At 34.9% G+C, this 24878-nt stretch carries 26 protein-coding genes and 3 pseudogenes; 10 read left to right on the top strand and 19 right to left on the bottom strand.

Annotated elements, in window-relative coordinates:
- The first annotated feature begins 106 nt into the window (after positions 1–106).
- Positions 107–604, top strand: coding sequence for an amidohydrolase family protein (locus tag AADV52_RS02780; protein WP_227028476.1), 498 nt, complete (start codon positions 107–109; stop codon positions 602–604).
- A 216-nt stretch (positions 605–820) separates the two neighbouring features.
- Here AADV52_RS02780 and AADV52_RS02785 read toward each other — a convergent pair whose 3' ends face one another.
- The 9 genes and pseudogenes from AADV52_RS02785 to AADV52_RS02825 form a co-directional block, all read right to left on the bottom strand.
- Entirely contained in the window at positions 821–967 is a 147-nt protein-coding gene (locus tag AADV52_RS02785; protein ID WP_014563541.1) for a hypothetical protein, read from the bottom strand.
- Between the two features lie 54 nt (positions 968–1021).
- Entirely contained in the window at positions 1022–1882 is an 861-nt protein-coding gene (locus tag AADV52_RS02790) for an Abi family protein (RefSeq protein ID WP_014918750.1), read from the bottom strand.
- A gap of 8 nt (positions 1883–1890) precedes the next feature.
- A pseudogene (locus tag AADV52_RS02795) lies at positions 1891–2440 on the bottom strand (RNA 2'-phosphotransferase).
- A gap of 2 nt (positions 2441–2442) precedes the next feature.
- Positions 2443–3336, bottom strand: coding sequence for an NAD(P)H-dependent flavin oxidoreductase (locus AADV52_RS02800; RefSeq protein ID WP_014918751.1), 894 nt, complete (start codon positions 3334–3336; stop codon positions 2443–2445).
- A gap of 116 nt (positions 3337–3452) precedes the next feature.
- The gene (locus AADV52_RS02805; protein WP_014918752.1) at positions 3453–3683 is read right to left on the bottom strand and encodes a hypothetical protein; all 231 of its coding nucleotides are present in this window, start codon (positions 3681–3683) and stop codon (positions 3453–3455) included.
- Between the two features lie 94 nt (positions 3684–3777).
- Complete coding sequence (locus tag AADV52_RS02810) at positions 3778–5043, bottom strand: replication-associated recombination protein A (protein ID WP_014918753.1); 1266 nt, start codon at positions 5041–5043, stop codon at positions 3778–3780.
- Positions 5043–5906, bottom strand: coding sequence for an NAD(P)-dependent oxidoreductase (locus tag AADV52_RS02815; RefSeq protein WP_014918754.1), 864 nt, complete (start codon positions 5904–5906; stop codon positions 5043–5045). Before AADV52_RS02815 ends, AADV52_RS02810 begins: the two co-directional genes overlap by 1 nt.
- A gap of 11 nt (positions 5907–5917) precedes the next feature.
- Complete coding sequence (locus AADV52_RS02820; RefSeq protein ID WP_014918755.1) at positions 5918–6370, bottom strand: hypothetical protein; 453 nt, start codon at positions 6368–6370, stop codon at positions 5918–5920.
- Positions 6357–6533 carry a helix-turn-helix transcriptional regulator gene (locus AADV52_RS02825; RefSeq protein WP_014563549.1) on the bottom strand — a complete coding sequence of 59 codons (177 nt, stop codon included), beginning with the start codon at positions 6531–6533 and terminating at the stop codon, positions 6357–6359. Before AADV52_RS02825 ends, AADV52_RS02820 begins: the two co-directional genes overlap by 14 nt.
- Before the next feature lie 162 nt (positions 6534–6695).
- Between AADV52_RS02825 and AADV52_RS02830 the strand changes: the two genes are divergently transcribed.
- Positions 6696–7325, top strand: coding sequence for an endonuclease III domain-containing protein (locus tag AADV52_RS02830; protein ID WP_014918756.1), 630 nt, complete (start codon positions 6696–6698; stop codon positions 7323–7325).
- Between the two features lie 122 nt (positions 7326–7447).
- The gene (locus AADV52_RS02835) at positions 7448–8599 is read left to right on the top strand and encodes an IS256 family transposase (RefSeq protein ID WP_126096182.1); all 1152 of its coding nucleotides are present in this window, start codon (positions 7448–7450) and stop codon (positions 8597–8599) included.
- 195 nt (positions 8600–8794) lie between these two features.
- Here AADV52_RS02835 and AADV52_RS02840 read toward each other — a convergent pair whose 3' ends face one another.
- Positions 8795–9070: a hypothetical protein gene (locus tag AADV52_RS02840; RefSeq protein WP_003628700.1), complete on the bottom strand. Its 276-nt coding sequence runs from the start codon at positions 9068–9070 to the stop codon at positions 8795–8797.
- A 177-nt stretch (positions 9071–9247) separates the two neighbouring features.
- Between AADV52_RS02840 and AADV52_RS02845 the strand changes: the two genes are divergently transcribed.
- Positions 9248–9685 carry a LytTR family DNA-binding domain-containing protein gene (locus AADV52_RS02845; RefSeq protein ID WP_014918758.1) on the top strand — a complete coding sequence of 146 codons (438 nt, stop codon included), beginning with the start codon at positions 9248–9250 and terminating at the stop codon, positions 9683–9685.
- 1 nt (position 9686) lies between these two features.
- Positions 9687–10100, top strand: coding sequence for a DUF3021 domain-containing protein (locus AADV52_RS02850; protein ID WP_014918759.1), 414 nt, complete (start codon positions 9687–9689; stop codon positions 10098–10100).
- Between the two features lie 35 nt (positions 10101–10135).
- On the opposite strand, the gene AADV52_RS02855 is transcribed toward AADV52_RS02850, so the two are convergent.
- Both AADV52_RS02855 and AADV52_RS02860 read right to left on the bottom strand, forming a co-directional pair.
- A complete protein-coding gene (locus AADV52_RS02855) occupies positions 10136–10633 on the bottom strand; it encodes a GNAT family N-acetyltransferase (RefSeq protein WP_014918760.1) in 498 nt (165 codons plus the stop codon).
- 158 nt (positions 10634–10791) lie between these two features.
- Entirely contained in the window at positions 10792–10992 is a 201-nt protein-coding gene (locus AADV52_RS02860) for a hypothetical protein (RefSeq protein WP_014918761.1), read from the bottom strand.
- 315 nt (positions 10993–11307) lie between these two features.
- On the opposite strand from AADV52_RS02860, the gene AADV52_RS02865 reads away from it, so the two are divergent.
- The gene (locus AADV52_RS02865) at positions 11308–12537 is read left to right on the top strand and encodes an IS110-like element ISLhe4 family transposase (protein ID WP_126096183.1); all 1230 of its coding nucleotides are present in this window, start codon (positions 11308–11310) and stop codon (positions 12535–12537) included.
- A gap of 106 nt (positions 12538–12643) precedes the next feature.
- Here the strand turns inward: AADV52_RS02865 and AADV52_RS02870 are convergent, their stop codons facing one another.
- A complete protein-coding gene (locus tag AADV52_RS02870; RefSeq protein WP_014918763.1) occupies positions 12644–13339 on the bottom strand; it encodes a hypothetical protein in 696 nt (231 codons plus the stop codon).
- 101 nt (positions 13340–13440) lie between these two features.
- On the opposite strand from AADV52_RS02870, the gene AADV52_RS02875 reads away from it, so the two are divergent.
- A complete protein-coding gene (locus AADV52_RS02875; protein WP_003626363.1) occupies positions 13441–13614 on the top strand; it encodes a winged helix-turn-helix transcriptional regulator in 174 nt (57 codons plus the stop codon).
- Positions 13615–13649: 35 nt separating this feature from the next.
- Here AADV52_RS02875 and ppc read toward each other — a convergent pair whose 3' ends face one another.
- Positions 13650–16388 carry a phosphoenolpyruvate carboxylase gene (gene ppc, locus AADV52_RS02880; RefSeq protein WP_014918764.1) on the bottom strand — a complete coding sequence of 913 codons (2739 nt, stop codon included), beginning with the start codon at positions 16386–16388 and terminating at the stop codon, positions 13650–13652.
- Between the two features lie 117 nt (positions 16389–16505).
- Complete coding sequence (locus AADV52_RS02885) at positions 16506–17549, bottom strand: serine hydrolase domain-containing protein (protein ID WP_041808710.1); 1044 nt, start codon at positions 17547–17549, stop codon at positions 16506–16508.
- 172 nt (positions 17550–17721) lie between these two features.
- Here AADV52_RS02885 and pepV point away from each other — a divergent pair, with 172 nt between their 5' ends.
- A complete protein-coding gene (pepV, locus tag AADV52_RS02890) occupies positions 17722–19125 on the top strand; it encodes a dipeptidase PepV (protein ID WP_014918766.1) in 1404 nt (467 codons plus the stop codon).
- 67 nt (positions 19126–19192) lie between these two features.
- Here pepV and AADV52_RS02895 read toward each other — a convergent pair.
- Together AADV52_RS02895 and AADV52_RS02900 are read right to left on the bottom strand one after the other, a co-directional pair.
- A pseudogene (locus AADV52_RS02895) lies at positions 19193–20640 on the bottom strand (FAD-binding oxidoreductase).
- Between the two features lie 157 nt (positions 20641–20797).
- On the bottom strand, positions 20798–20929 hold the full coding sequence (locus tag AADV52_RS02900; protein WP_014563559.1) for a hypothetical protein: 132 nt from the start codon (positions 20927–20929) through the stop codon (positions 20798–20800).
- A gap of 168 nt (positions 20930–21097) precedes the next feature.
- Between AADV52_RS02900 and AADV52_RS02905 the strand changes: the two are divergent.
- Positions 21098–22106: pseudogene (locus tag AADV52_RS02905) on the top strand (zinc-dependent alcohol dehydrogenase family protein).
- Between the two features lie 75 nt (positions 22107–22181).
- On the opposite strand, the gene AADV52_RS02910 reads toward AADV52_RS02905, so the two are convergent.
- Both AADV52_RS02910 and AADV52_RS02915 read right to left on the bottom strand, forming a co-directional pair.
- Positions 22182–23072 carry an SDR family NAD(P)-dependent oxidoreductase gene (locus AADV52_RS02910; protein WP_014918768.1) on the bottom strand — a complete coding sequence of 297 codons (891 nt, stop codon included), beginning with the start codon at positions 23070–23072 and terminating at the stop codon, positions 22182–22184.
- 19 nt (positions 23073–23091) lie between these two features.
- A complete protein-coding gene (locus tag AADV52_RS02915; protein WP_014918769.1) occupies positions 23092–23736 on the bottom strand; it encodes a nitroreductase family protein in 645 nt (214 codons plus the stop codon).
- A gap of 150 nt (positions 23737–23886) precedes the next feature.
- Between AADV52_RS02915 and AADV52_RS02920 the strand changes: the two genes are divergently transcribed.
- The gene (locus tag AADV52_RS02920) at positions 23887–24720 is read left to right on the top strand and encodes a LysR family transcriptional regulator (protein ID WP_014918770.1); all 834 of its coding nucleotides are present in this window, start codon (positions 23887–23889) and stop codon (positions 24718–24720) included.
- The last annotated feature ends 158 nt before the right edge of the window (positions 24721–24878 follow it).

A 24878-nucleotide genomic window follows, 5' to 3' on the forward strand; every position in this document is an offset into this window, starting at 1 on the left:
GAGCATGCAGATAAATTTGAAGTTGGTGTGGGGATGCTAGCTATGAATAATATCCCGGCAAGCTTGCATATTTTAGATAAAGTCAAAGCTGATCCCAACTTAGTGGGTGCTCAAATTTTTACCCGGCAACTTAGGCAAAAGTATTGCAGATCCAGAATTTGACCCCATCTTTAAAAAAGCTGCGAAATTAAATTTGCCTTTATGGTTGCATCCCGTTTTTGATCAACGCAAACCTGATAATAATCTGGTCTTCTCTTGGGAATATGAATTGTCCCAAGCAATGTTGCAATTAGTTCAGAGCAATATTTTTAAGAAATACCCTCATTTAAAAATATTGATTCATCATGCTGGTGCCATGGTCCCCTTCTTCAGCGGTCGAATTGATCATATTCTTGATGCCGAACATGCTGCAATGTTTAAGAAGTTTTATGTTGATACTGCAATATTGGGTAATTTCCCTGCCCTGCAGCTTGCAATCGACTATTATGACATTGATCACGTCCTTTTTGGCACTGATGCGCCATTTGCGGTAATGCCAGCTGGGGCAAATGCCATAATTGTAGAAGCGATTGATGATTTACATTTATCAAATAAAGATTCATAAAAGATATTTTCTGAAAATTATCAACAATTAGTTAATTAATAAAAATAAGCTCTTAGTCCTCAACGACTAGGAGCTTATTTGATTCTATAAATACCTAAGATTTTGTTCGATTAATTCTCTCTACTGCCAATTGATAAACTTCAAGCTTTTCTCTTTTACCAATTGCCACAATATCAATGATGTCGATTTGATGACTTTGAGGATTTTGACCAAAGATTATTCCCAGCCATCATTTTCATCAAGCTTTACATTCTTTAACCCATCTTTTCCAAAAATATCTTCCTCAGAATATTTAGAATGTCCATTTTCGATTCTTTTTTCAGCTTCTTGTTCAATTTTAAAATCCAAAAGTTCATCTTCCAATTGTTTGATGATACCTCCTTAATATACCTATAAATAAGGCACAAGACAGAGTATTTAATCATTAAATTTAAGATTTTTACTTAAAAAGTCTTCATCATGTGGATATTTCTTTAGATAATTAGCAGTAACTTGTGGTATCTTTACCGTAAGTAAACCGTATGGTTCCGGATTTTGTAAAAGAGATAAGTTATCAACTACTTTTTGATAAAGAAATTTCCGTCCCACTTTAATGCCAAGTAGCCTATAATTGTGAGCTGCACGTCTTCGAAAATATCTGATCGTTTCCAGCCATTTTTCAAACTCACGTAAAGTAATATGAGATTTGAATACTCTAGCTAAAACTTGTTTTTGATATTTAATAGGCATCAAAAAGAAATAGTTTGTTGCCACGCCAAAGGACATTTCTTTGAAGATAACCCAGTAAGTAGCTTCACCAGCCATCTCCCTGTAACCATCATATGGCTCTAAATAGTTTTGCTTGATGTGACGAATGCGACTTTTAATATCACCGCGACGAATTACGCGTCCATTTTTTAACAGATACTTTTCCTTTAAAAATTGCTGCGGGTACGTCGTCTGTGGGTTAATATTTTTAGCAAGTTGTCTATTTTTACCTAGAAAGCTGATCTCAGCTAAAGCCACTTTAAATGATTGCTCGAATAGTTGCAGACTAACCATTACTTGATTTTTGAGATGTTGATCTAGGCAATAGAAATCATAGATTTCTTCAAAGGTAGTGGGATGCTTGAAAGTAATGCTTTCTTTGTTCACGCGTTTAATAAAATGATCAAGATATTGCCAGACTACCTCATGATAGCCGTAACGATTAGTAATTTCTTCAAAATAATCTGGATCATCAATAATTATCCCCAAATCTCCCAAAAGACCTAATCTCAATTCAAACAGTGGATCCATTTCAACACCTACTTAATCTGTTTTAAATATTTGACTGGTACATGATCGCATAGCCAGACTTCTTCATTGCCAATATAAAATTGAATGCCATCCTTATAAGCTGGACTAGCATTAACTTGTAAGATAGCGGGATTATCATCCCTTCTTTTGCCAACTGATTCGGCCATGGGAATATCTGCAGAGAGGTGAACATATTGCCTGCCCATTGGCAATAGTCCCTCTTTTTGAATACTTGGTAAAAATCTATGTGCAGTGCCGTGATACAAAATCTTAGGTGGAACAGCTTCTCTTCTTTTGATAATTCCAGGAACAGAATGCCCATATAACGCACAAATTCTTCCATTCTTAATTTCAAAACGTTTCTTGTTGCTGGAATGAATAATCTCACGGATCTTCATTTCGTTCAGTTTAGGTTGAAAATGATGCATGTGGTTCATTAAAGTCTTGCAGATCAACAAAACCATATTCATCAAGTTTGAGCCCATATTTGGCTGGGTTATGCCTTAAGCAGTATGACATCTTTTTGCTGATAAAAGTATTACTATACTGATTGATCATGATTATTTTTCAAGTCCTTGAGCTAGTTCATTAATGATTTGTTGAGCAGATTGTTTTTGATGAATTAAGTTGACATCTTCTCCAGCAAAGATAACTCCATTTTCTACATTCTTATCTTTAAAAGCAGTCATGAAGTCTTGATTTAGATTGTTCATTAATTCAGCTTGTGATAAATTCTTTTGGGTTATTTCTTGAGCACGTGCAGTATTCAAGACACGAATAGCAGGCATTCCTAAAGCCAAGGTTGCCGGTTCATTATTATTTTGATAAATAGCTTCACGCCATTGATCACTTACCGGACTTTCAGAACAAACTGAAAAAACAGTTCCGGATTGCACTCCTTCACAGCCCAGATCAAATGCGGCTTTAACGCCAGCTCTAGTTGCGATCCCACCAGCGGCAATTACTGGAATTGATAAATTTTGAACAATTTGTGGCCAAAGAACAAGGGAAGAGTTTTGACCAATATGAGCTCCTGCTTCCATTCCTTCTGCAATTACAGCATCAACACCAAGTTTTTCCATTTTCTGTGCAATTTTTAGGTTAGGAACAACAGGAATTACCTTAATACCAGCTTTTTTAAGATCGTCCATGTAATATTTGGGTGTACCTGCTCCAGTAGTGATAATTTTGATACCTTGTTCAATTACTGTTTTAACTAGTTCGGGTACGTTCTTATATTGTAAGTTTAAGTTAACTGCGAATTGTTTTTGTGTAAGTTTTCTAACTATATTAATTTCTGTAATCAATTGTTCACTGGATATCCCACCAGCAGCGACTACTCCCAATCCGCCTGCTTCAGACACAGCAGCTGCCAATTTGCCATTTGCAACATATTGCATTGCTCCTTGAATAATTGGATATTTAGTGCCTAAGATTGCTGTCACTCGATTCATAGTTTTACCTGCCTTTTTGAATTAGTAATTCTTATTTTAGTATGATCAATGTTCAAAATTTTAGCAAACAAAAAACTACAGTACTTACATCTTGCAAGCCTGTAGTTTCTTTCTTTTTAAAGCATGCTATGCTTTTTCATTCTTTCTTCGAAAATGCCATTAACAAGTTTGGTCATTTCTTGCTTTTGTTCATCACTAGGATCTTTTTCAAAAGCGGCGTATAAATCTGGATGTTCTCTAGCAATTAATTTGCAAGTATTATTAGTTGCATGCTTGCGAAAAATTGCTGGAATCTTCTTCAAGTATTCTGGTTTTACTAAAGCAATAATTTTTTCGTTAGCTGTCATTACTTTCAACTCCTATAATTTAACTAAAATTATTTTAGCTAAAGGAATCAATTTTATCAAGCTTACTGAAAGTTAGTTTACATAATTTTAAATATTATTTGTTCTTATAATCTTCATCATAGATGTATCGATGCAATTTTAAATACTGCTCGCCTAGTCTTTTTTCATTGGCATTATCTTTAGGATAGTAATATCTCTTTCCTTCTAACCCTTTAGGCATGTAATTCTGTCGAGCAATCTGATGAAGCTGAGCAAACGGATTTTTAATTAAGCCACCACCAGTAATTTCTTCAGAATGCTTATAATGCATGTCACGTAAGCCGCGAGGCATGGGATGTTGACTAGGATGTTCAGTGTCTTTATCTAACCTATCCCAAATTTCATCAAAAGAGCCGGATTTTGGAGAAATACACATCAACATCGTGGCAAACATCAAAGGATATTTGGCTTTAGGCATTCCCACCTTCTCAGCTTGATTAGCAGCCGTGACTATTTGGGTAACCTGTTGCGGATTGGCTAAACCAATATAAGTATATGGAATTTCTCTTAACCGACGGACAACAGATGGCAAATCCCCGTTTTTTAATAAAACTGCTAAGTAATAAAGTGCTGCATCTGTATCTGAACCAGCCATAGAATCTGAATAGGCAGCTAAGTAATCGTAATGCTTAGTTGCTTTTTTGTCATAACTAAAATTCTGCCCTTTAGCAAAATTTTTAACACCTTGAATAGTTAATTCTTCGGGATTGATTGCGTGAACTGTCTCTAATATATTTAAAGCAACGCGTAAGTCACCATCTGCCGCAATAGCAATCAATTTTAATGCATCTGATTCAATTTCTTCTTTTTTCAGTTTAAGAACTTCTGTTGCGGCCCGTTTTAATACTATTTCAATATTTTGATCATTTAATGCTTTAAATTCAAAAATCTGACAACGAGAACGGACCGCTGGAACTATAGACATAATTGGGTTCTCAGTTGTTGCACCGACCAGTAAAATATGACCATTTTCCAAATACGGTAAAAGAAAGTCTTGTAAATTCTTAGTCATCCGATGAATCTCATCTATGAGCAAGACGAAAGGCTGATAAGGATAAGTTTTGATAAATTGATCCAGCTTTCCCTTATTATCAATTGAAGCATTGAACTTGGCTAAAGGATAATCAAATTGCTTGGCTATGATTTGAGCTAAGCTAGATTTTCCAGTTCCAGGTGGTCCCCATAAAATTAGAGAAATATTTACTTTTTGTTCTATAATGCGGCGCAATGGTTTATCTTCACCAAGCAACTCCTGTTGACCAACTACTTCATCTAAAGTTTGCGGGCGCATTTTATCTGCCAGAGGTGTTCTAAAAGACATTATTTCCACCACAATTTAATCAAAGCCTGTGTTCCATCATTACCTAATTTTTTATCATCTACTAAAATCTCATATAAACGCTTAGCTTCCTTAGTTGCAGGTAAATCTAGGTTCATCTTTTCGGCTTCTTCAAGAGCAATCCGCAAGTCTTTTAAAAAGTGTTTTACAAAAAAGCCAGGCGTGTAATCACCCTTAAGAATTCTAGGACCATAAGAACCTAGACTAAAGTTTTCTGCGGCTCCTGATTGAAGTGTTTGACAAACTTGTTCTAAATTAAGCCCAGCAGCTTTGGCATAAACCAACATTTCTGTCATCCCAGTCATAGTTCCTGCGATCATGATTTGGTTAGCCATTTTAGCATGTTGACCGCTGCCGTAGGGACCGAAGTAATTCAATTTGCTTGAAAAGGTCATGAAGATATCCCGTAAGTGGTCAAGGTCTTCTTTGTGTCCACCAATCATGACAGTTAATGTACCATTTTTGGCACCAATATCACCACCAGAAACAGGTGCATCAAGGATATGAATATCTTTTGCCTCACCTGTTTGGCCAATCTTTTGGACTAAGCTAGGTTTGCTAGTAGTCATATCAATAATAAACTGTCCAGCTTTAGCAGTCTCGAAGATCCCGTTTTCTCCAAAGTAAATATTTTCAACATCTTGTGGAAAGCCTACCATCGTGAATAAAATATCAACCATTTTAGTTAATTCTGCAGGACTGTCTGCCCACTTAGCTCCATTATCTAAAACAGGTTGTGCATGTGCCTTAGTTCTGTTGTAAACTGTTACGTCATAATCATTCTTTAGCAAATTATTAATAATGCCGGTGCCCATTACACCAGTACCGATAAACCCAATTTTCATTATTTTTCTCCTTAATTCTTATGATAATTAACCGCCCATACAATAAAATTAATAATAATCGTTAATATCCAAATTGCTGATAAAACTGCGCCAATAATAATTAAAGTAAACGCCAAAGCTTCATTTCCGTTTCTTGAATATAGGATAACTCCCCAAACTGAAAAAACTATACTAGCAATAATTATGATCCAATTAAGGATATTGAACATCATCGAATTAGTTTTCATTTCAACGTAAGCATCACGCTCATCGTCATCATCAATTGTACCAACGTCTTTCATTAAATAATAATTACCGCAGGTAGCCAAAATCAAAATGACTAACCAAATTAAATCTTTGATGGTGTGACCACGTCCATTAAAAATATCATTGTATAAATCAAACACGTCTAAAATAGTTACTATTAAGAAAAACACTGTACTTATAGCATATTTAAGTTTTCTCTTTTTATCATTCTTCTTCATTTTCAACAAACTCCTCTAAGCAAAATAAGGTTTCAATATCTGTCCCAAAAAGTTTAGCTAGCTTATAAGCTAAAACAATAGATGGCTTATACTTCCCTTTTTCAACTGAAATGATTGTTCGTTCCGTCACGCGAACTTTTTCAGCAACTTCTCTTTGCGTCATCTTTTTTTCTTTACGGTATTGTTTAACTAGATTAGGAATTTCAATTACTCCTTTCTAAAACATGAAGTATACTTCATGTAGTTTACTTCATATTTTAACCACTTTTCTTAAATTTGCAATACAATAGAAGTAGTCAAATTAGCTAATAAGATGAGGTTTACCATGAAAGAAATCACTTTAAATCGGCTTTATGACATCATGTATTACCATCTTGATCCAAATGGTTGGTGGCCTGGCCGCTCTGATTGGGAGGTGATTTGGTCGACAGTTTTAATTCAAAATACTAATTGGAAAAATGTTGATAAAGCATTGAAAATTTTATATAAAGCAACTAATTTTCTACCTGCGAATATTTTGAAAATGAGCGATGAGGAATTGCAACAAACGATTGCCTCAGCTGGTTCTTATACTCGTAAGGCTCAGACCCTCAAAAATATTGCTCAATACTTCAAAGATAATTTTAATTATGATCTTGAAGTAGCTCAGGAGCAGAATAAAAAGAAATTGCGCAAAGAAATTCTGACCATTAAAGGAATTGGACCTGAAACTGCGGATGTGATCTTGATGTATGGTTTACGTAAAGGCGAATTTGTGGTCGATCAATATTCACGCAGATTATTTACTTGCCTAGGTTGGCAAGATATTCCTCCATATGAGAAAGCAAAAAAGATCATTGAAGAAAATTTGACTGACTTTACTTTACGTAATTATCAAAATTTTCATGCAATGATCGATATGTTTGGACAAAAATATAAGCTGCCTGAGCAGTTTAATGAATCATTGAGACCGTAAAATAGTTTGTGTAAGGATGAATGATTCCTTAAATTAATTTCTGAAAACATTAGAAAAAGGAGTTCCTTTCTCGTATGATTGGATTGAACAAAAAAACAACATACAGAAAGAAGAACTCCTTCATGAATGATTTTACCAAAAATATGGCTCAAGCACTATTCAATCAAGACAAAGTTAATGATTTTTTGCGCAAGGAAATTCAAACTGCAGTTAATCAATTGCTTGAAGCTGAATTGACTGCCTTTTTAGGCTATGATCCTTATGCAAAAAGCGGATGGAACTCTGGCAATTCCAGAAACGGCATCTATTATCGCAAGGTTGATACGCAGTTTGGCCAGATCGAAATTCAGGTTCCCAGAGACAGAAACGGCGAATTTCATCAGCACACTCTGCCTGACTACAAGCAGCACTCGGACGTCCTGGAAAGCATGATTATCAAGCTTTATGCCAAAGGCGTCACTACCAGAGAAATAGCCGATCTGATTGAAAAGATGTACGGCAGCCATTACAGTCCGGCTCAGGTATCAAATATTTCAAAGCAAATGATTCCAAAGGTTGAAGCCTATCACAAACGCAAGCTTAGCGACAGGTTCTTTTGCGTTTATCTTGACGCAACGTATCTTCCGCTGTGCCGAGAAACGTTTGAGCGTGAAGCCGTCTATATTGCCATCGGCATCAGGCCCAATGGCCATAAAGAAGTAATCGACTACTGCATAGCACCCAGCGAAAACGTCGAAGTTTGGACTGAAATGCTTCAAAACATGAGATCGCGGGGTTTGAAGCAAGTCGAGCTTTTCTTGTCTGACGGTGTTGTCGGCATGAAAACAGCTCTGGCAAAGACTTATCCCAAAGCACATTTTCAGCGCTGCCTGGTTCATGTCATGCGCAATATTTGCAATAAAGTGCGTGTTGACGATCGTGAGACAATAATGAACGATTTCAAGCAGATTCATAGGCAGCCTAACAAGACAGCCGCTGTACAAACTCTTCATGCATTCTATGACAAATGGAACAAGGCATACAATCATGTCATTAGGAATCTAAAAGACATTGAGCCTGATCTATTGGTCTTTTACAACTATCCCAAACAGATCAGACCCTCAATCTATTCCACCAACATGATTGAATCCTTTAACAATGTCGTTAAACGCAAGGCAAAGCCCAAAGCAGAGTTTCCAAGCGAGCAGTCGCTTGATACTTTCATTGGCATTCAGGCAATAAGCTACAATGATCGCTACTTCAACCGAATCCATAAAGGCTTCGGCCAAGTGTAGGATACATTGGAATCCTACTTTGACTAAGAAAAAATTAAAAAATCAATTTACGAGAAAGATCTATTTACACAAACTATTTGACAGTTTCGAATCATTTTTGAAGAATTATCAATTAGTAATCACTAACTAAAGTCATAAATAATCTAAACCTGTTAAAAAGGCAAGACAAATATTTCATTGTCTTGCCTTTTTTCATTAGTCTTCAAATAAATTTTTCTTGTCGTCATCAAGAGAAACCCGTGGAAATTCAGATTCTTGTGATTTAACTTGGTCGTCTTCTGCTAATTCGGATTTCATTAATTCATCTTTGGCATTATTAGGAGTATTTTCTAAAAATAAAGTGTGAGTGTTAAAATTCTTTTCAGCTTCACGCTTTTCTTTATCCTTTTTGTAGAAATAGATAGAACTTGCTACCATTGCACTTACGGCACCGATACCCGCACAGATCCAGCCTAATTTACATTTCATCATATAATCACCTTTTTCTATATAAAATTGTCACTTCTTTATTAACAATTATATCTGATATAGAATTTAAACACATTATTTATGCCTATGACCGATTAATTTGATTTTTTACCGAATAGTTCTAAAAGCCAGTTTTTATTGAAGAAATTTCATATAATTCAAAATGAAAGGAGCGGAAAAATGAGGTTCAAATTATTAATCAATCCAGACAAAGATGAAATTGTGAAAGCACAGGTACATCAGGAAAACAGTTTTACCAATGACTTAAAACATTTTGTGCTTACTAATGGTGATTCCAATCAAATTGCAGCTTATGATGACAAAGATCAAATTATTCTTTCAATGGATAAGATCACCTTAATTACCATTATTAATAATAAGACCTGGGCAATTTGCACTGATAATAAAAAATTTCGTTTGAAAAAGAGAATATATCAGTTAATTAATGAATTACCCAACCATTTTTGGCGAATTAATAAGTCTAGCATTGCTAATCGCTATCAGATTAAGCAATTTGAGGAAACTAAATCAGCAGGAGTAAATGTGATTATGAAAAACGGATTATCGGATTATGTTTCCAGACGTTGCTTTTCTAAAATTAGAAAGGAGCTTGATTAATATGAAACGATTCATCAAGGATTTTACTTTACGAGGATTAGTTGCGGCAGGATTTGGTCCACTTATTTTAGTGATCATTTATTATGGTTATCAATTAACTGAAAATGTAACTAGTCGGCCAATGACAGAAGTGAATATCAATATACTATCATGTTTAGTAATGGCTTTTATTGCGGGCGGAATTGGAGCTATTTTTAAAGTCGAAAAAATTCCTCTAGGAGTTGCAACGTTAATTGATGCGATTGTGGTTTATGTTGACTATCTATTCTTTTACTTAATCAACAATTGGATACCAATTATGGTAACCCCATTATTAGTGTTTACTGTTATCTATATTATTGGGTATGTAATCATTTGGCTGATTATCTATAAAAAAGTTAAATCTCAAGTTCAAAAAGTTAATCAAAAATTATGAAAAGGATTTTCCCATTTGAAGGAAAATCCTTTTTTCTATAGCTCTTTTACTATGTTATAACTACTTACATCTTTTGGATCTGGAATATCTTCATTAGTTTTACCTTCATTTACAAAGCCACGTTTTTCATAAAATGAAAATAGCTTTGGCAAACAAGTTAAAGTAACAGCTACCCTATTTTGCTTTTTAGCTACGTTAGATAATTCATCTAATAATTTAGTTGCTATTCCCTGCTTTCGAAACTTAGGACTCACTGCTAAGCTTAAAACAGTTTGGTATTGATCATCCTTACGATTAGGATGATTTTTAAAATAGAGTTCATCCCTGATATACCGGTGATTAAACGCTGGTCCAAAGACATGCCCAACTACTTGATGATCAATTTCCGCTACTAGAAAAGTATCAGGATAATTCGCAATTCTACCGATCATGTCTTTTCTAGTCATATCCTTACCCATGTTAAAAGCATCAGATTCAATGGCAACTATCGCGTCCAAATCATCCTGGGTTACTGGTCTAATTATTAAATTCAAAATCTATCTCTTTTCGTTATTTTGATTTTTTCTAATATATTCGTTCATCAGTTTAATCGGAAATGGCAGAACGGTCAAATTCTTGAACCTTACCCAGACGACATCCATTGATTGCAAAAGTTGTTGCACATTTAATAATTGAGATAGATTTTTATTGTTTAAACATTATAGAACAACTGATCATGTTGATAAAAGTAGTTTAAGTTAATCAAGCCAGCTAAATATTTATTTCTAGCATCTTTACCACGATATGCTAAAGTCCCCTTTTGATTAGTTGCTGCTCCATACAAAGATGGTGCCGGTAATGGCTTTAATGTCGTTTTACTTACGGCATAATAATTTTCACTTTGCTTATCCAAAAGAATATATTCAACATCTGTTGTTAGTCGATCATTCCGTTTAATAAGTAAATCATTTAAGAAAACATACTAACCTAGTGTTGGATTATGAATCGACGGATTCATGATCTGGCACTTTTTATTTTGTCTAAAATAGAAAGTGAAGATAAAGCAAATAAAGTCTTGGTTCTTTTGGACGTGTAACGTCGCAAAGAAAACGGACTGCTTTACCGCCTATTTATAAGTCTCTTCGAAGTCTGTGGGCACTTGATGCCGAGTTCAGAAAATGAGAATTAATAGGTTGATAAAACTGTTTGTCTTCACTTGGAGGTTAGAATGATGAAACAAAATATTATCTTTGGCATTGATGTTAGCAGTAAATCGTCTACAGTTTGTGTAGTAATTGATCGAATTAAGCAAGGTGAAACCTTTAAGATTACTAATGATTCCTTTGGCTATCAAGATCTATTGGATCGTTTAAATCAATACTTGATCACGCCTTTAGTAGTTTTTGAAGCTACGGGAGTTTATTCATTGAGTTTACAGGCTTTTTTAGAAGATTATCATATCAAGTATTTAAAGCTTAATCCCTTAAAGGCTAAGAAGCTGATGGACAATAATCTAAGGCATAATAAAACCGATAAAGTTGATGCTTATCGGTTAGCTTTAATTCAATTCAATGCGCCACAAAAATTGCGTGCTCCTCAACCTAAGGAATATCATGAACTGCAAAATGCGAGTCGTTATTACGAAGAGCTTACTCAAGCCCTGATAATCAATAAAAATCAGCTCCATCGTAATTTGCAGTCTACTTTTCCTCAGATAGAGAGCATCCTTTCAACTTCATCTGGCAGAGTTTATTGGACGATTGTCAGCTTATTCCCGCATGCCCAATATGTTTTAAATCACAATGAAAACCAGATCTTTCAAAGTTTGTTGGCCATTTCAGGAATTGGCAGACAAAGAGCTCATTATTTAACAACTAGGCTCTATGCCTTAGCCAGACAAGCTTATCCATATGACAATGAAAGCAGTATTACTATTCGAGCAATTCAGCGTAATATTGCCAATTTGCTTTCTCTAAGTGCCGAAAGAGATAATGTGATCAATTATATGGAAAAGCTTGCTATGCAAGCAAATGCACGGTCTTTGAATATCTATGAGAGTATTCCTGGCATTGCCAAAACTACTGCTGTTAGGTTGGTAGCCGAATTAGGTGATTTAAGACGGTTTGATACTTCAGCCCAAATTGATGCCTTTGTTGGCATTGATCCAGGCCGCTATCAATCAGGTGAAAAGGACAGTCATTTAGGAATAACCAAACATGGCAATCACTTAGCTAGAAAGATTCTTTATCGAACAATTACTCAAATGGAAACTGTCAAAGCTACTCAGCCTTGTCATATCACTGATTATTATGATAAGAAAAAACGATCTTCAAATAGCCGGGGCTATAAGAAAATCGCCATTGCATCAGTTCATAAACTGATACGTACAATGTTTGCTCTTATCAAACATGATCAATTATATGATTACAACGTAGCCACACATAACCAAAGACTTTAGTTGAAATCAAATGATCAACTTCAGTATAACAACCTATGAAAAAACTACAAGTACTCATAGGCTTATTTGTGTTACATATAATTATTAATAAATTTAGTTTTCTAACTTAATTAGCTTCATTCGTACCAATAATTCTAATAAAATAATCTATTAAATTATTGATATTACTTGACTTAAGGTAGAAAAAAGGATCGTCATAATTAGAAGTAATTGGTTGAATTTTGAAATTAGTCTCATGACTAGTAAATTCTAAAGTTTGATTACTTTCAGGATAATATTTATAAAAAATAAAATCATCTAAATTTATTTCGGTATTTAAGGGTGAAAAATCTTCTGACTCTAAAATAGCTTTTATAGTCAATTCTTTAACTGCATTGACTAGTGCACTTTTTACTACCGTTCCACTTTTATGCATTACTCCTTCAACGGTCATGCTTTGAACAACTTCAGTTTGACTGCTGTAGTAAGCATCTGTTTTATCTTTATTATCTTCTTTTGCATAATAATCTAGATCATGAATTAATACTAAATTATAATGGCTGCTTTTTTGGCTAGAAGTGATTTTTAGTGGATAGTTTTGTTCAAAGAAATCAGATATAGTCTTTATTGCTGATGAGTTTTCTTGAGTTCGATCAAGTAGCGTGATTTCTTTATCTTGCCAAAATTTCTGGATTTGTTTTAGCAAGTTATCCCCTCGCTTTTTTTGACTAATTCCTTGATCATGGCTTTCAGCGTGAACTTCTCTAAACTTTAATTTTTCGCTTTCCTCGGTATTAGTATTAAAATAAAATTTTCCTAGCAAATTGCATCCCTTAACTGTAGAAAATACCTGTAATTGTATCAGAAGCAAATTTAATATGATACTTGTTTCTACTTGCGCAAAATCAGACACTGTCAAATAGTTTGCGTGAATTAGAAGCTGATGGATTGATTACTCGACATGATGATCATCAGGTTCCACCATCTGTTACCTATCATTTGACGTCACTTGGAAAAGATTTAGCCATGACGATGAATCAATTATTTGATTGGGGACAAGAATTATATTCGAAGAAAGAAAAAATGGTTGAGCACTAAGATGCTCAACCATTTTTGTATATATAAAATATTTTTTATCCCGAATTGCGAAGACCAGAAGCCACACCGTTAATAGTAATTGGAATGATGCTTTGGAAGACGCCTTGGATTTCGTCTTCACGATCACGTTTAATCATTTCTAATTGAATATAGTTCAAAATATTAAAGTATGGCATTCTAGCTGCTAAACTGTTCTTCAAGTTTGGTGCATCACTAAGCAAATCATCGTGACCTTCAATTTGAAGAATAATCTGCTTAGTTAATTTCCATTCTTGATAAATAATGTCAAAGACTGACTTAGTCTTTTCATCCTGACATAGTTCAGCATACTGTTTAGCAATTTCCATATTAGATTTTGATAAAACCATGTCTACATTGGAAAGCAAAGCATGGAAGAATGGCCAACCTTGGTACATGTGTTGTAATTCTTGCAAATTGTTCTTATCTGCATCAATAAAGTGCTTAAAGGCAGAACCTACACCATACCAAGCTGGGAACATTACCCGGCTTTGTGACCAAGAGAATACCCAAGGAATAGCTCTCAAACTAGAGAAGTCGGAAAGCTTCTTTCTTGAAGCTGGACGTGAACCGATATTCAAGTTAGAAATTTCTTTAATTGGGGTTGCTTGTAAGAAGTAATCTAAGAAGTTTGGATTTTCAAAGACTAATTTCTTATAAATCTCATTACTTTCTGTGACGATTTCATCCATTGATGAACGGAAATCTGCAATATATTCTTCACTAACAATTTGCTTTGAAGCGATTCGATCAACAGTAGCTGAAACAAGCATTTCCAAATTGTAGTAAGCAGCATCCTTGTTGCCATACTTGTTTTGAATGATTTCCCCTTGTTCAGTCATTCTAATGCGGTCATTGATTGAATTAAATGGTTGTGCGGTGATTGCTTCATAAGAAGGACCACCACCACGGCCAACAGTACCGCCACGACCATGCATATAAGTGATCTTGATACCTAATTCTTCACCAATAGCAGTTAAGTCTTTTTGTGCTTTGTAAAGGTTCCAGCATGAGGCTAAGTAACCGCCATCTTTATTAGAATCTGAATAGCCTAACATAACTTCTTGATAGTTATGTTGAGAAACGAGCCACTTCTTAACGATATCGAGGTTCAAATATTCCTTAATAATGTCACGTGCATTATTCAAGTCTTCGACTGTTTCAAATAAAGGTACCACTTGAACTCGAGCACTTTGATTATCAAGCAAATCATATTCTTTGAGCATGATTGCTTGTTCTAACATATCTGAAACACTCTCAGTATGAGATATAATGTGTTGCTTAATTACATCTTCGCCTAAGCGATCCTTAAGATCACGAGCGGTTTTGTAAATCTTTAATTCTTTTTGCAATAACTCTGATTTAGGTTTGTTATTTGCATGTAAGTTACGTGGATCATTGTTTAATTCATTAAGTAAAAGACTTACCTTTTCTTTTTCGCTTAAATCGCTGTAATGATCACAAATTTCTGCACTCTTAAGCAATTCGGCTACACATGCTTCATTAACGCTAGAATCTTGTCGCATATCAATTGTAGCTAAATGGAAGCCAAAAACATCAATTGCTTCTAAAATTTCGGTAAAGTAACTCTTAACTACTGCTTGATCGCGATTTTCTTCTAATGACCGCTTAATAATCTCTAGGTCCGCCTTAAATTCTTGCGCATTTTCATAAGCAGGAATCTGATCTAAATGTTCAACATCACGTTCTTTAAGGAAACTATGTTGGTTAGTGATATTTAGCAATTTTTGTTCACTACGAACTAAACGACTCTCAATGTAATAGAACGCGCGTCTATATGGTTCATTAGTTCTGAATGGTGAATCGTCATTTGATAATTCGGATAAATGCATCACTTCTGTTGAAGGTTTCATATAAGAAGTGGATAAAGAAATCGAACGATAAAGTTGATTGATTTGTTTAATGTAATATTCAAAGATAACTTGGCCTTGAAGTGTTGCACTTAATTTCAAAGTATCTGCAGTAACGTATGGATTACCGTCACGGTCTCCACCGATCCACATCCCCATCGTAATAGGTGTAGCATCCGGAATATCTAAGCCATGCTTTTTAGCTAATTCCTTGTAGCGAGCAGTGAACTTAGTGATTGCCGGAATTAAAGACTTAGGATAGTAGGTCAAGGCATTGGTGATTTCGTTAGAAACCTTTAATTTATGACCACGAATAATATCTGTCTGCATTAAAATTTCAATGCAAGCACGTAATTCTTCTGTCCATTCTTCGCGGTTAATAATGCCGTTCTTAACTTCACGATAATTACGCAAAAGCTTGTGGATCTTATCTGTTAATTCAAGTACAGTCTTTCTTTGAACCTGAGTTGGGTGTGCAGTTAAAACAGGAACTACACTCACCTTTTCCAAGATTTCTTTGGCATTCTTTTTTTGAGCAACAATATCAATGGTATCGTTTAATTTGCCTAAATAGTCTTGGTTGGTATTGTTCAACACATTGACTTTGCTGGCTAATTCCACATCTTCTGAGATGTTAATCAAAAGTGGCAATGTAGCAAAATAACGAGCAACCACGATCATTTCACGATTGTCTAAGCTCGCAATTTGATCTTCGAGTTCTTGATAATTTTTATTTGCAGAAATTTTAATCAGGTTTTGAATCTTAGTAAAAAGTTCTTTACCAATTAATTGTTCTGTAGATTCGTTAAGCAAGTTAGTTAAAATTTTAACTTCTTCAGTCACTACATTTACATCGCTGCTATTTTCTAATTTTTTAACAGTCATGTTCGAAATTCCTTTCTACTTTTACTAAGACTAAAATACCATGAAAAGTGCAAAAAATAAATTAAAAAAGGAAAGGAATTTAAGCTTTCCTTTAATAAAACAAGAATTTATTTTTCATCAAAATAATCCTACGCCCATATAATCATGGAGAATATGATCAGCCGCTCTTTTCAGAGTGAAGTAATTAATATTGTTGGAAAAAAGCATGATCATGCGCTTAGTTTTGTAATTAGCAACAAAACAACAATTATATCCAGGAATACTGCCATCTGCGCGAATAACATTTCCTTTAAAATATACACCGCCAAAGTAAGCTACTTCTTGATGTTGAGCTTGGTGAGCATATTTATTAATCATCTTAGGATTTTTTAGGACACGGTCATATACGAATTTCCAATAATCGTTGGGTGACATGAATAAATTACCGGCACCAAAATCAGAAGAAGTGGTGACAGTCACCTTATGCCAGTTAACATTATTGACCATCGGCTGAGGGACCTCACTTTGAGAAACTTCGGAAAAATCTTTAATTTTACGAAGACGAAGAGGCTCCGCAAAATTATTTTGAACATAATTATTATAAGTTGTATTTCTTAAGCGGCTGATAATTGTTGCTAAGAGTTCATAATCAACGTCCTGATAATCCCAAGTATGAATGTGGTCATACTTGATGTACTTTAACATATACGCAATTTGTTCCTGCTGATTCTTAAGAGGCTTTGACGGACGAGCATTGTTAATTAAGCCACTTGTATGATTCATTAGTTCGCGAATAGTGATACTTTTACTACCTGGAACTTGAGGAAAATATTTTGATAAAGGCGTATTCCAATCCAGTTGCTTCTGCTTTTGCAATTGATAGATTGCTGTACCTGTCATAATTTTTTGCAACGAAGCAATTGGAAATAATTGATCTGTCTTCACTATTTGACTTTTATTAGAAGTTTCCTTATTTGTAACAACGATAGGTCGACTTCTATCTTTTTTGTCATTGACTAGCATTACACCATTAATATGATGAAATTTCATGTAATCTTTAAGCTGCTTGGGTGAATCTGTAAGTCCACTATCCATCCTATCGCTTAAAGGTATAATGAATAAAAATAGCAAAAAAGCGCAGAGTCCTATCAAACTATATAAGAAGAATTTTTTTCGATGCATGGTTGCTCTTTACCTCATTTTTTTACTTCCGGTGATATTTCAAGATCAACTGTACATTCATGATAGTCTATCTTTGTTTTGAAAAACAAATTTATTTGTATCTTATTTTTAGTAAGAATCAAACATTTCTGATAAAATATTATTAATCAATTTAATTAAGGGAGAGAAATATATGAATTTAGACTACAAGAAACTAGCTGCTGCTAAAAAAGATGATATTTTGCGTGATTTAGATGAATTGATTTCGATTGATTCTTCTGAAGATTTAGACAACACTTCTGCAGAATATCCTGTTGGTCCTGGCCCAGTTAAGGCTATGAAGAAATTTTTATCATTTGCTAAAAGAGATGGCTTTCACATTAAGAACGTTGACAACTATGCTGGCCGCGTCGACTATGGTGATGGTGAAAAACGTCTTGGCATCATTGGTCACATGGATGTAGTTCCTGCAGGTGATGGTTGGAATACTGACCCATTCAAGATGTTGATTAAGGATGGAAAGATTATCGGTCGTGGTTCTGCAGATGATAAAGGTCCTGCTCTTGCTGCATACTACGGTATGCTTTTATTAAAAGAAGCTGGCTTTACTCCTAAAAAGAAGATCGACTTCATCGTTGGTACTAATGAAGAAACCAACTGGGTTGGTATTGACTACTACTTAAAGCACGAACCTACTCCAGACCAAGTATTCTCTCCTGATGCAGAATACCCAATCATTAACGGTGAGCAAGGTATTTACACTTTAATCCTTAACTTTAAAGACGATGCCCAAACTGGATCAGTTAAACTTGAGAAGTTTACAGCTGGTATTGCTGAAAACGTCACTCCACAAAAAGCCTACGCTACTATTAGCGGCGCTGATTTGGCAAACATTAAAGAACAATTCACTAAGTTTTTAGCTGATAACGACTTAGAAGGAAACTTCGAAATTAATGGTGATGAAGCTAAAATCGAGCTTACAGGTCAAGGTGCTCACGCCTCTGCTCCTCAAGTTGGTCGCAACGCTGCCACCTTCTTAGGTAAGTTTCTCAATCAATTTGATTTTGCTGGTCGTGACAAAAACTACCTTAACTTTTTAGCTAATGTTGAACATGAAGACTTTAAGGGTGAAAAGCTTGGCGTTGCCCACCATGATGACTTAATGGGTGATCTTTCAAGTGCTCCAAGTATCTTTGAATATCAAGCTGATGGTGATGCTATTTTAAAGGACAATATCCGTTACCCACAAGGCACTGATCCAGATAAGATGGTTAAGCAAGTGGAAGAAAAATTCAGTGATATCTTAACTGCCTCATTTAATTCATTCGAAGAACCTCACTACGTTCCAGGCCATGATCCATTAGTTAAGACTTTGCTTAAAGTTTATGAACATCAAACTGGCAAGCCAGGTCATGAAGTAGTTATCGGTGGCGGTACTTATGGTCGATTATTCAAGCATGGTGTAGCCTTCGGTGCTCAACCCGAAGATGCACCAATGGTTATGCACCAAGCTAACGAATATATGAAGGTGGACGACTTGATTGATTCAATCGCTATTTATGCAGAAGCAATCTACGAATTAACAAAAGAAGCCTAAAATAAAAAGATGATCTTTTTCCAAACAGGAAAATGATCATCTTTTTTTGTCCTTTTAGATTATTTTTCTAACTCATTACTAATTCGTTTACATAAGTTAGATTTGTCAACTTAGCATTATCTTTTAATGGGAAAATCTTATCTGGATTCAAAACGGAGTTAGGATCAAAGACCTTCTTAATCTTTCTTAATAAGTTAGTGTAATCTTCACCATAGTACCATTCGAACCAATCTTTTCTAGCATAGCCAATACCATGTTCACCAGACATATTACCATCAAGTGCCTTAGCAGTCTTGTAGAGTTCAGTAATCACTTTGTCACTCTTTTCCTTGTATTCTGCATCACTCATATTGTCTGAGCAAAGGTAAATGTGTAAATTACCGTCGCCAGCGTGACCAAAGTTAGGAATTCTCATTCCAGTTTCCTTTTCAAGCTCATCAACTCTATGCAAAACATCTGGAATATGATTGATTGGTACACAAATATCAACTTCATCCATCTTAGGAGTTAATTTTTGAATAGCTAAAAGTAAATCTTCACGACATTTCCAAATAGTTTTAGCTTCTTCTGAGTCAGCGTCAAGTACGATTGGCGTTGCTGACTTGAATTACTTCGTTGTAGCAACAGCTTGTTTCAATTCTGCTTGTACTTCACCATCGGTAAAAGCATCAAAGCCAAGCAAAATGAAGCCATTTCCTTCATCAACTGGGAATTTTTGATTATAGTACTTCTCCCAGAGATTAATTACTTTTCTACCCATAAACTCTACGGTAGTTGGTACCACGCCTGAATCTAAAATAGCTGGTACTGATTTAATAGCATCATCCAGAGTTGGGTCAAAGCATTAATTGACTTTCTTGGTGTTGGGTAAAGCCGCATTGTTACTTCAGTAACAACGACTAATGTACCTTCTGAGCCAATAATCAAATCTTTGAGTGAGTAACCAGATGAGGACTTAACAGCTTTTGCACCAAACTTATATAATTTACCATCAGTTAAAACTACCTTTAATTGACGAATATGTTCACGAGTAACGCCATATTTAACAGCTTTTAATCCGCCGGCGTCTGTATCAACGTTCCCACCAATTGAAGCCCAGTGCATAACTGGTGCTGGCATATATGAGAATGGCTTATCAGCTAAGAATTTTTCAATATCAATTAGCCGCATCCCTGCTTGTACAGTCATCGTTAAAGAAGTTGGATCGTATTCAAGCAGCTTATTCATTTTAATCATATCTAGTGAGATGCCACCTTCAACTGTTAAGTTAGCACCCATCCAGCCAGTTGAATTGCCTCTTGGAACAATTGGAATATTATGATCACTAGCATATTTAACAACTTTTTGTACTTCTTCATTAGTAACTGGTTGAATGACCAAATCTGGCATAGCACGAACAGTATTGAATTGATCATAGTCCCAGTGAGTTGCTGGATTAGTAATAAAACGTGCAGGATCAGAAATATAAGAACTTAAAACTTTTAAATCATCTTGATTGATCTTATGATACTCCATTATTTTTCTCTCCTTTGTATATACTCTGTTGTTATGTTTAATTAAGTAACTATCGTTATTATAATTGTTACTGTCTGCGCTTACAAAGTGAGATGCATTTATTTTTCTAACAATCAAACAAAAAAATCTGAATGGTACGCTTCCATCCAGATTTTTACTAATCTATTTTACTGACACCACGATCTTCGGCATCAGCTTTATCTACTTGATCATTTAATTTCTTTCCGACTAATAAAGCAAAAAGACTAACTACAGCCGCCCCTAAGCCTAATTTACCGATTTTTTTCATTATAATGCTACCTCATTTCATTTTTCTTCTATTATATTAGTTTTCAAATGACAAAAACATATATTCTGCTTTTATTTAGTCAAGCTTAAATAATTCATAATTTTCATCTATGAAGGTACATTTACCTCTAAATGGGTTATCCTATTTATAAAGAATCGAGGAAAAATTATGCAAGCATTAGTTTTAACAGCAACTAAAAAATTAGAAGAAAAAGAATTTCCTACCCCACAGGCAAAAGATGATGAGGTTTAATTCATACGGCTTATGCGGGTATTTGTGGCACTGACCGTGAACTATATAATGGTTTGCCAGGGTCTGCTCAAGCAAATCCACCTATTATTTTAGGCCATGAAAACTCTGGCATTGTCAAAGCCATTGGTAAAAATGTCACCAATGTAAAACCAGGAGACCGAGTAACAGTCGATCCTAATATTTATTGTGGTCAATGTTACTACTGTCGCACCTCTCGTCCAGAGCTTTGTGAAAACCTTTCTGCCGTAGGCGTTACCCGTGATGGCGGTTTTGCGGAATACTTCACAGCCCCTGCAAAAGTGTCTACCCTATTTCAGATAATCTTGCGCTTAAAGCCGCTGCAGTAACCGAACCACTTTCTTGTGCTATGCACGGTGTAAATCTATTAAAATTGCATCCCTATCAAAAAGCATTAGTCATCGGTGACGGCTTTATGGGCGAATTATTTGTTCAAACCTTAAAGGCAATGGGCGTTCATCAAGTTGATTTAGCTGGTATTTCTGAAGAAAAATTAAAGCTCAATCATGATCATTTTGGCGTCACTACTTTTAACACTGCACAAGGAGACAAGATTCCTAACAATACTTATGACATTGTAGTAGAAGCTGTTGGTAATCCTGTTACCCAAGAAGAAGCAATTGCCGCAACTCGTCGCGGTGCACAAGTCTTAATGTTTGGTGTAGCCAACCCTAAGTCACAATTTAAGATTAATTCTTATGAAATCTATCAAAAGCAATTAACGATTCAAGGCTCATTTATTAATCCATATTGCTTTGAAGATGCCATTGATTTACTTGAAGCTCACAAAGTTGACGTTTTACCATTAATCTCTCATGAATTATCTTTAGGTGAAGTCGAACAATTCACTTCTGGTAAATTAAAGGATGTTTCAAAAGCGGTTGTAAAGGTTAACGATTTGAAATAATAGCTAAAACTAGTAAAAAGGCAACTATCCGCATTTTTACAATAACTTGAAGACTTTTTAAGATTTAAACAAACTCTAGTCTAAAGATGTATCTGTATGCGTCTTATCTGGATATTTCATTAAATCAACTAAGTTTGGTGCCTTACCTTCAACTGCATCTTTAGCGCGCTTAACTACTAATGGTGCAATACCTTTATGAGTTAAGATATAGAATTTGTTTTCTTCTAATCCTTTAAAGATAGTGTCTGCAACACCTTTAATAGGTAAACCAGTAGTTAAGTCTTTCTTAGCCATTTCTTGCCCCATCTTAAAGGTTTTACTTTGATAATATGGATCAGTCTTATCAGTATACTTCTTAGGTCTGTATTCTTCTGAATGCATTAGATGAGTTTGTACAAAAGCAGGTGTAAATACATGCATATGAATCTTATCTTGTTTATAAGCTTGCAAATCATATGCTACAGCTTCGGTCATTCCTACGACAGCAAATTTGGTTGCATAGTAAGCCGGCATACCAGGAGCAGTTAATAAGCCGGCAGCAGAAGCAACATTAAGAATATCTCCACCATTTTCCTGCTTCATCATAATAGGAATTACTTTCTTTAATGCGTAAACTTGGCTCATAAGATCAGCATGGAGAATCCATTCCCAATCTCGCGTTGGTAATTTCCAGATAGGACCAGGAACTGCAACACCAGCATCATTTACTAGAAGATCAATTTCATTATATTTCTTCATTGCTTCATCTACAGCATTATCAACGTTTTTCTCTTCAGTAACATCTGCTACTATCTTTAATACTTCTGTTGATTTACTTAACTCGTCAGCAACTTTAGATAATGCTTCTTTATCTTGATCAACCAAAGTTAATTTCATTCCAAGACTAGCTGCTTTTGTTGCAATAGCTTTTCCAAAGCCATGGGCTGCACCTGTAATAAACGCTACTTTTCCGTTAAAATCTTTCATTATGGTTGCCTCTTATTGATTATTCAAAATCTACTAATTCAGATAATGGATATCTGCTAGTAGTGATTTCATCCTCGGCATTAGGATCATGCTTGCCAATTGCAATAGCCATTACAGGGATATATTGTTTTGGATCAAGCCCCATAGTTAATGCTGCTTTTGTTGCATCATAGCCAGCCATCGCATTTGTGTCATAACCGTGTTCACGTGCAATTAACATAAATTGCATTGCTGCTAATGATGTATCAACCATTGAGTCAGCTACAAGCATTTGCTGATCTGCTTTTTCATAAAGTGGCATAAAGGTATTCAAAGCTGCTTCCATTGCTTCTTTGGTTACTTTCTTAGCTTCATACATGCTGTGCCATAATTGACTGTATTTCTTATAAGCTAAAGTATTGCCGAAGAATAGAACGACGGCTGAGCTTTTATCTACTTGTGGGAAGTTGAACTTCATAAAGTACTTATGTAATTTTTCTCTTCCTTCATCAGTATCAACTACGACAAACTTCCAAGCCTGCAAGTTACATGCAGATGGAGCTGTAATTGTTTCTTCCAGCATTTCTTTCATTTCATCACGACTGATCTTTACGCTTGGATCAAATCTGCGTACTGAATGTCTACCAGTTAGAATTTCGTGAAAGTCATTATTTACAATTGCCATAATTAGATCTCTTTTCTATTCACTAATTTGTTATCGCTTTCACTTGCTAGTATAATAGATTTAAATCATAAGTGTGATCTATTATTTTATCCCAGAGTTAAGTATTTGCTTAACTCTACATAATGTAACTTAACTAAAGGACAAAAACTAATGAATATTCATGAGTACAAGATTTTCTTAGATGTATGCAATACTAAAAATTTTTCCGAAACTGCCAGAAACGACTTTATTACTAAATCAGCAATAATTCAGCATATTAACAAGTTAGAACAAAAACTTGGAATCAAATTATTTGAAAGAACTTCACGTGGAGTAAATCTAACCGATGCTGGTAAAGCATTACAGCCACTAGCTAAAGGGATAATTGAAAAAGAATCAGAAATAATAAAAACAATGCATGATTACTCACATACACTAACCATTGGGACAATCTATCTTGAAAAACCTATTTTAATTAACACCGTGCTTCAAAAAAATAATTCAAAATTAAGGGATTTTAATATCAATTTTCAAGAAGTAAAAAATATAAAAAACGTTGATAACCAGATCGATATCATTGAATACTATAAAATCACCAAGTATTTGGATCATTCCTTTAATTTTCTAAAATTACGAGAAGAACCTATTTACATTGCAATGCCACCTTCTCACCCATTGTCGTGCAAATCCAGCATTACACTTAAAGATCTAAGCAATTACACTGTGGCCATTGAAAAAACTGGCATATCAGCTATGGGAGATAAAATCGGCAATATTCTTAAACGCAATCCAAAAATCAATATAAAAAGTTTCGGCGTGTATAATTCATCATTCTTTGCAACAGCTCTATACCATAATTACTTAATGTGCATTCCCAAAGGAATGGCACCAGCGGCCAAACCATACATTGTTAAACCATTAAATATTAAACAAAAGGCATACTATGGAATTTACTATCGAAAAAATCCAAGCAACACAATAAAGCAGTTTTTATCAGCACTATAACTTTCAAGAGCCAAAAAAAGACAACAGGATAAAAAATCCTATCGTCCTTATGATCAATCTGGCAAAGTGAAAGTTGGATGGACGCTTGAAGAAGTAAGGCAAACTGTAAGTTCTCATCCAGAAAAGTTTAAAGGTGAAAAATAAATAATCAATATCAT

The organism is Lactobacillus helveticus (assembly GCF_046109915.1).
GTDB lineage: Bacteria > Bacillota > Bacilli > Lactobacillales > Lactobacillaceae > Lactobacillus > Lactobacillus helveticus.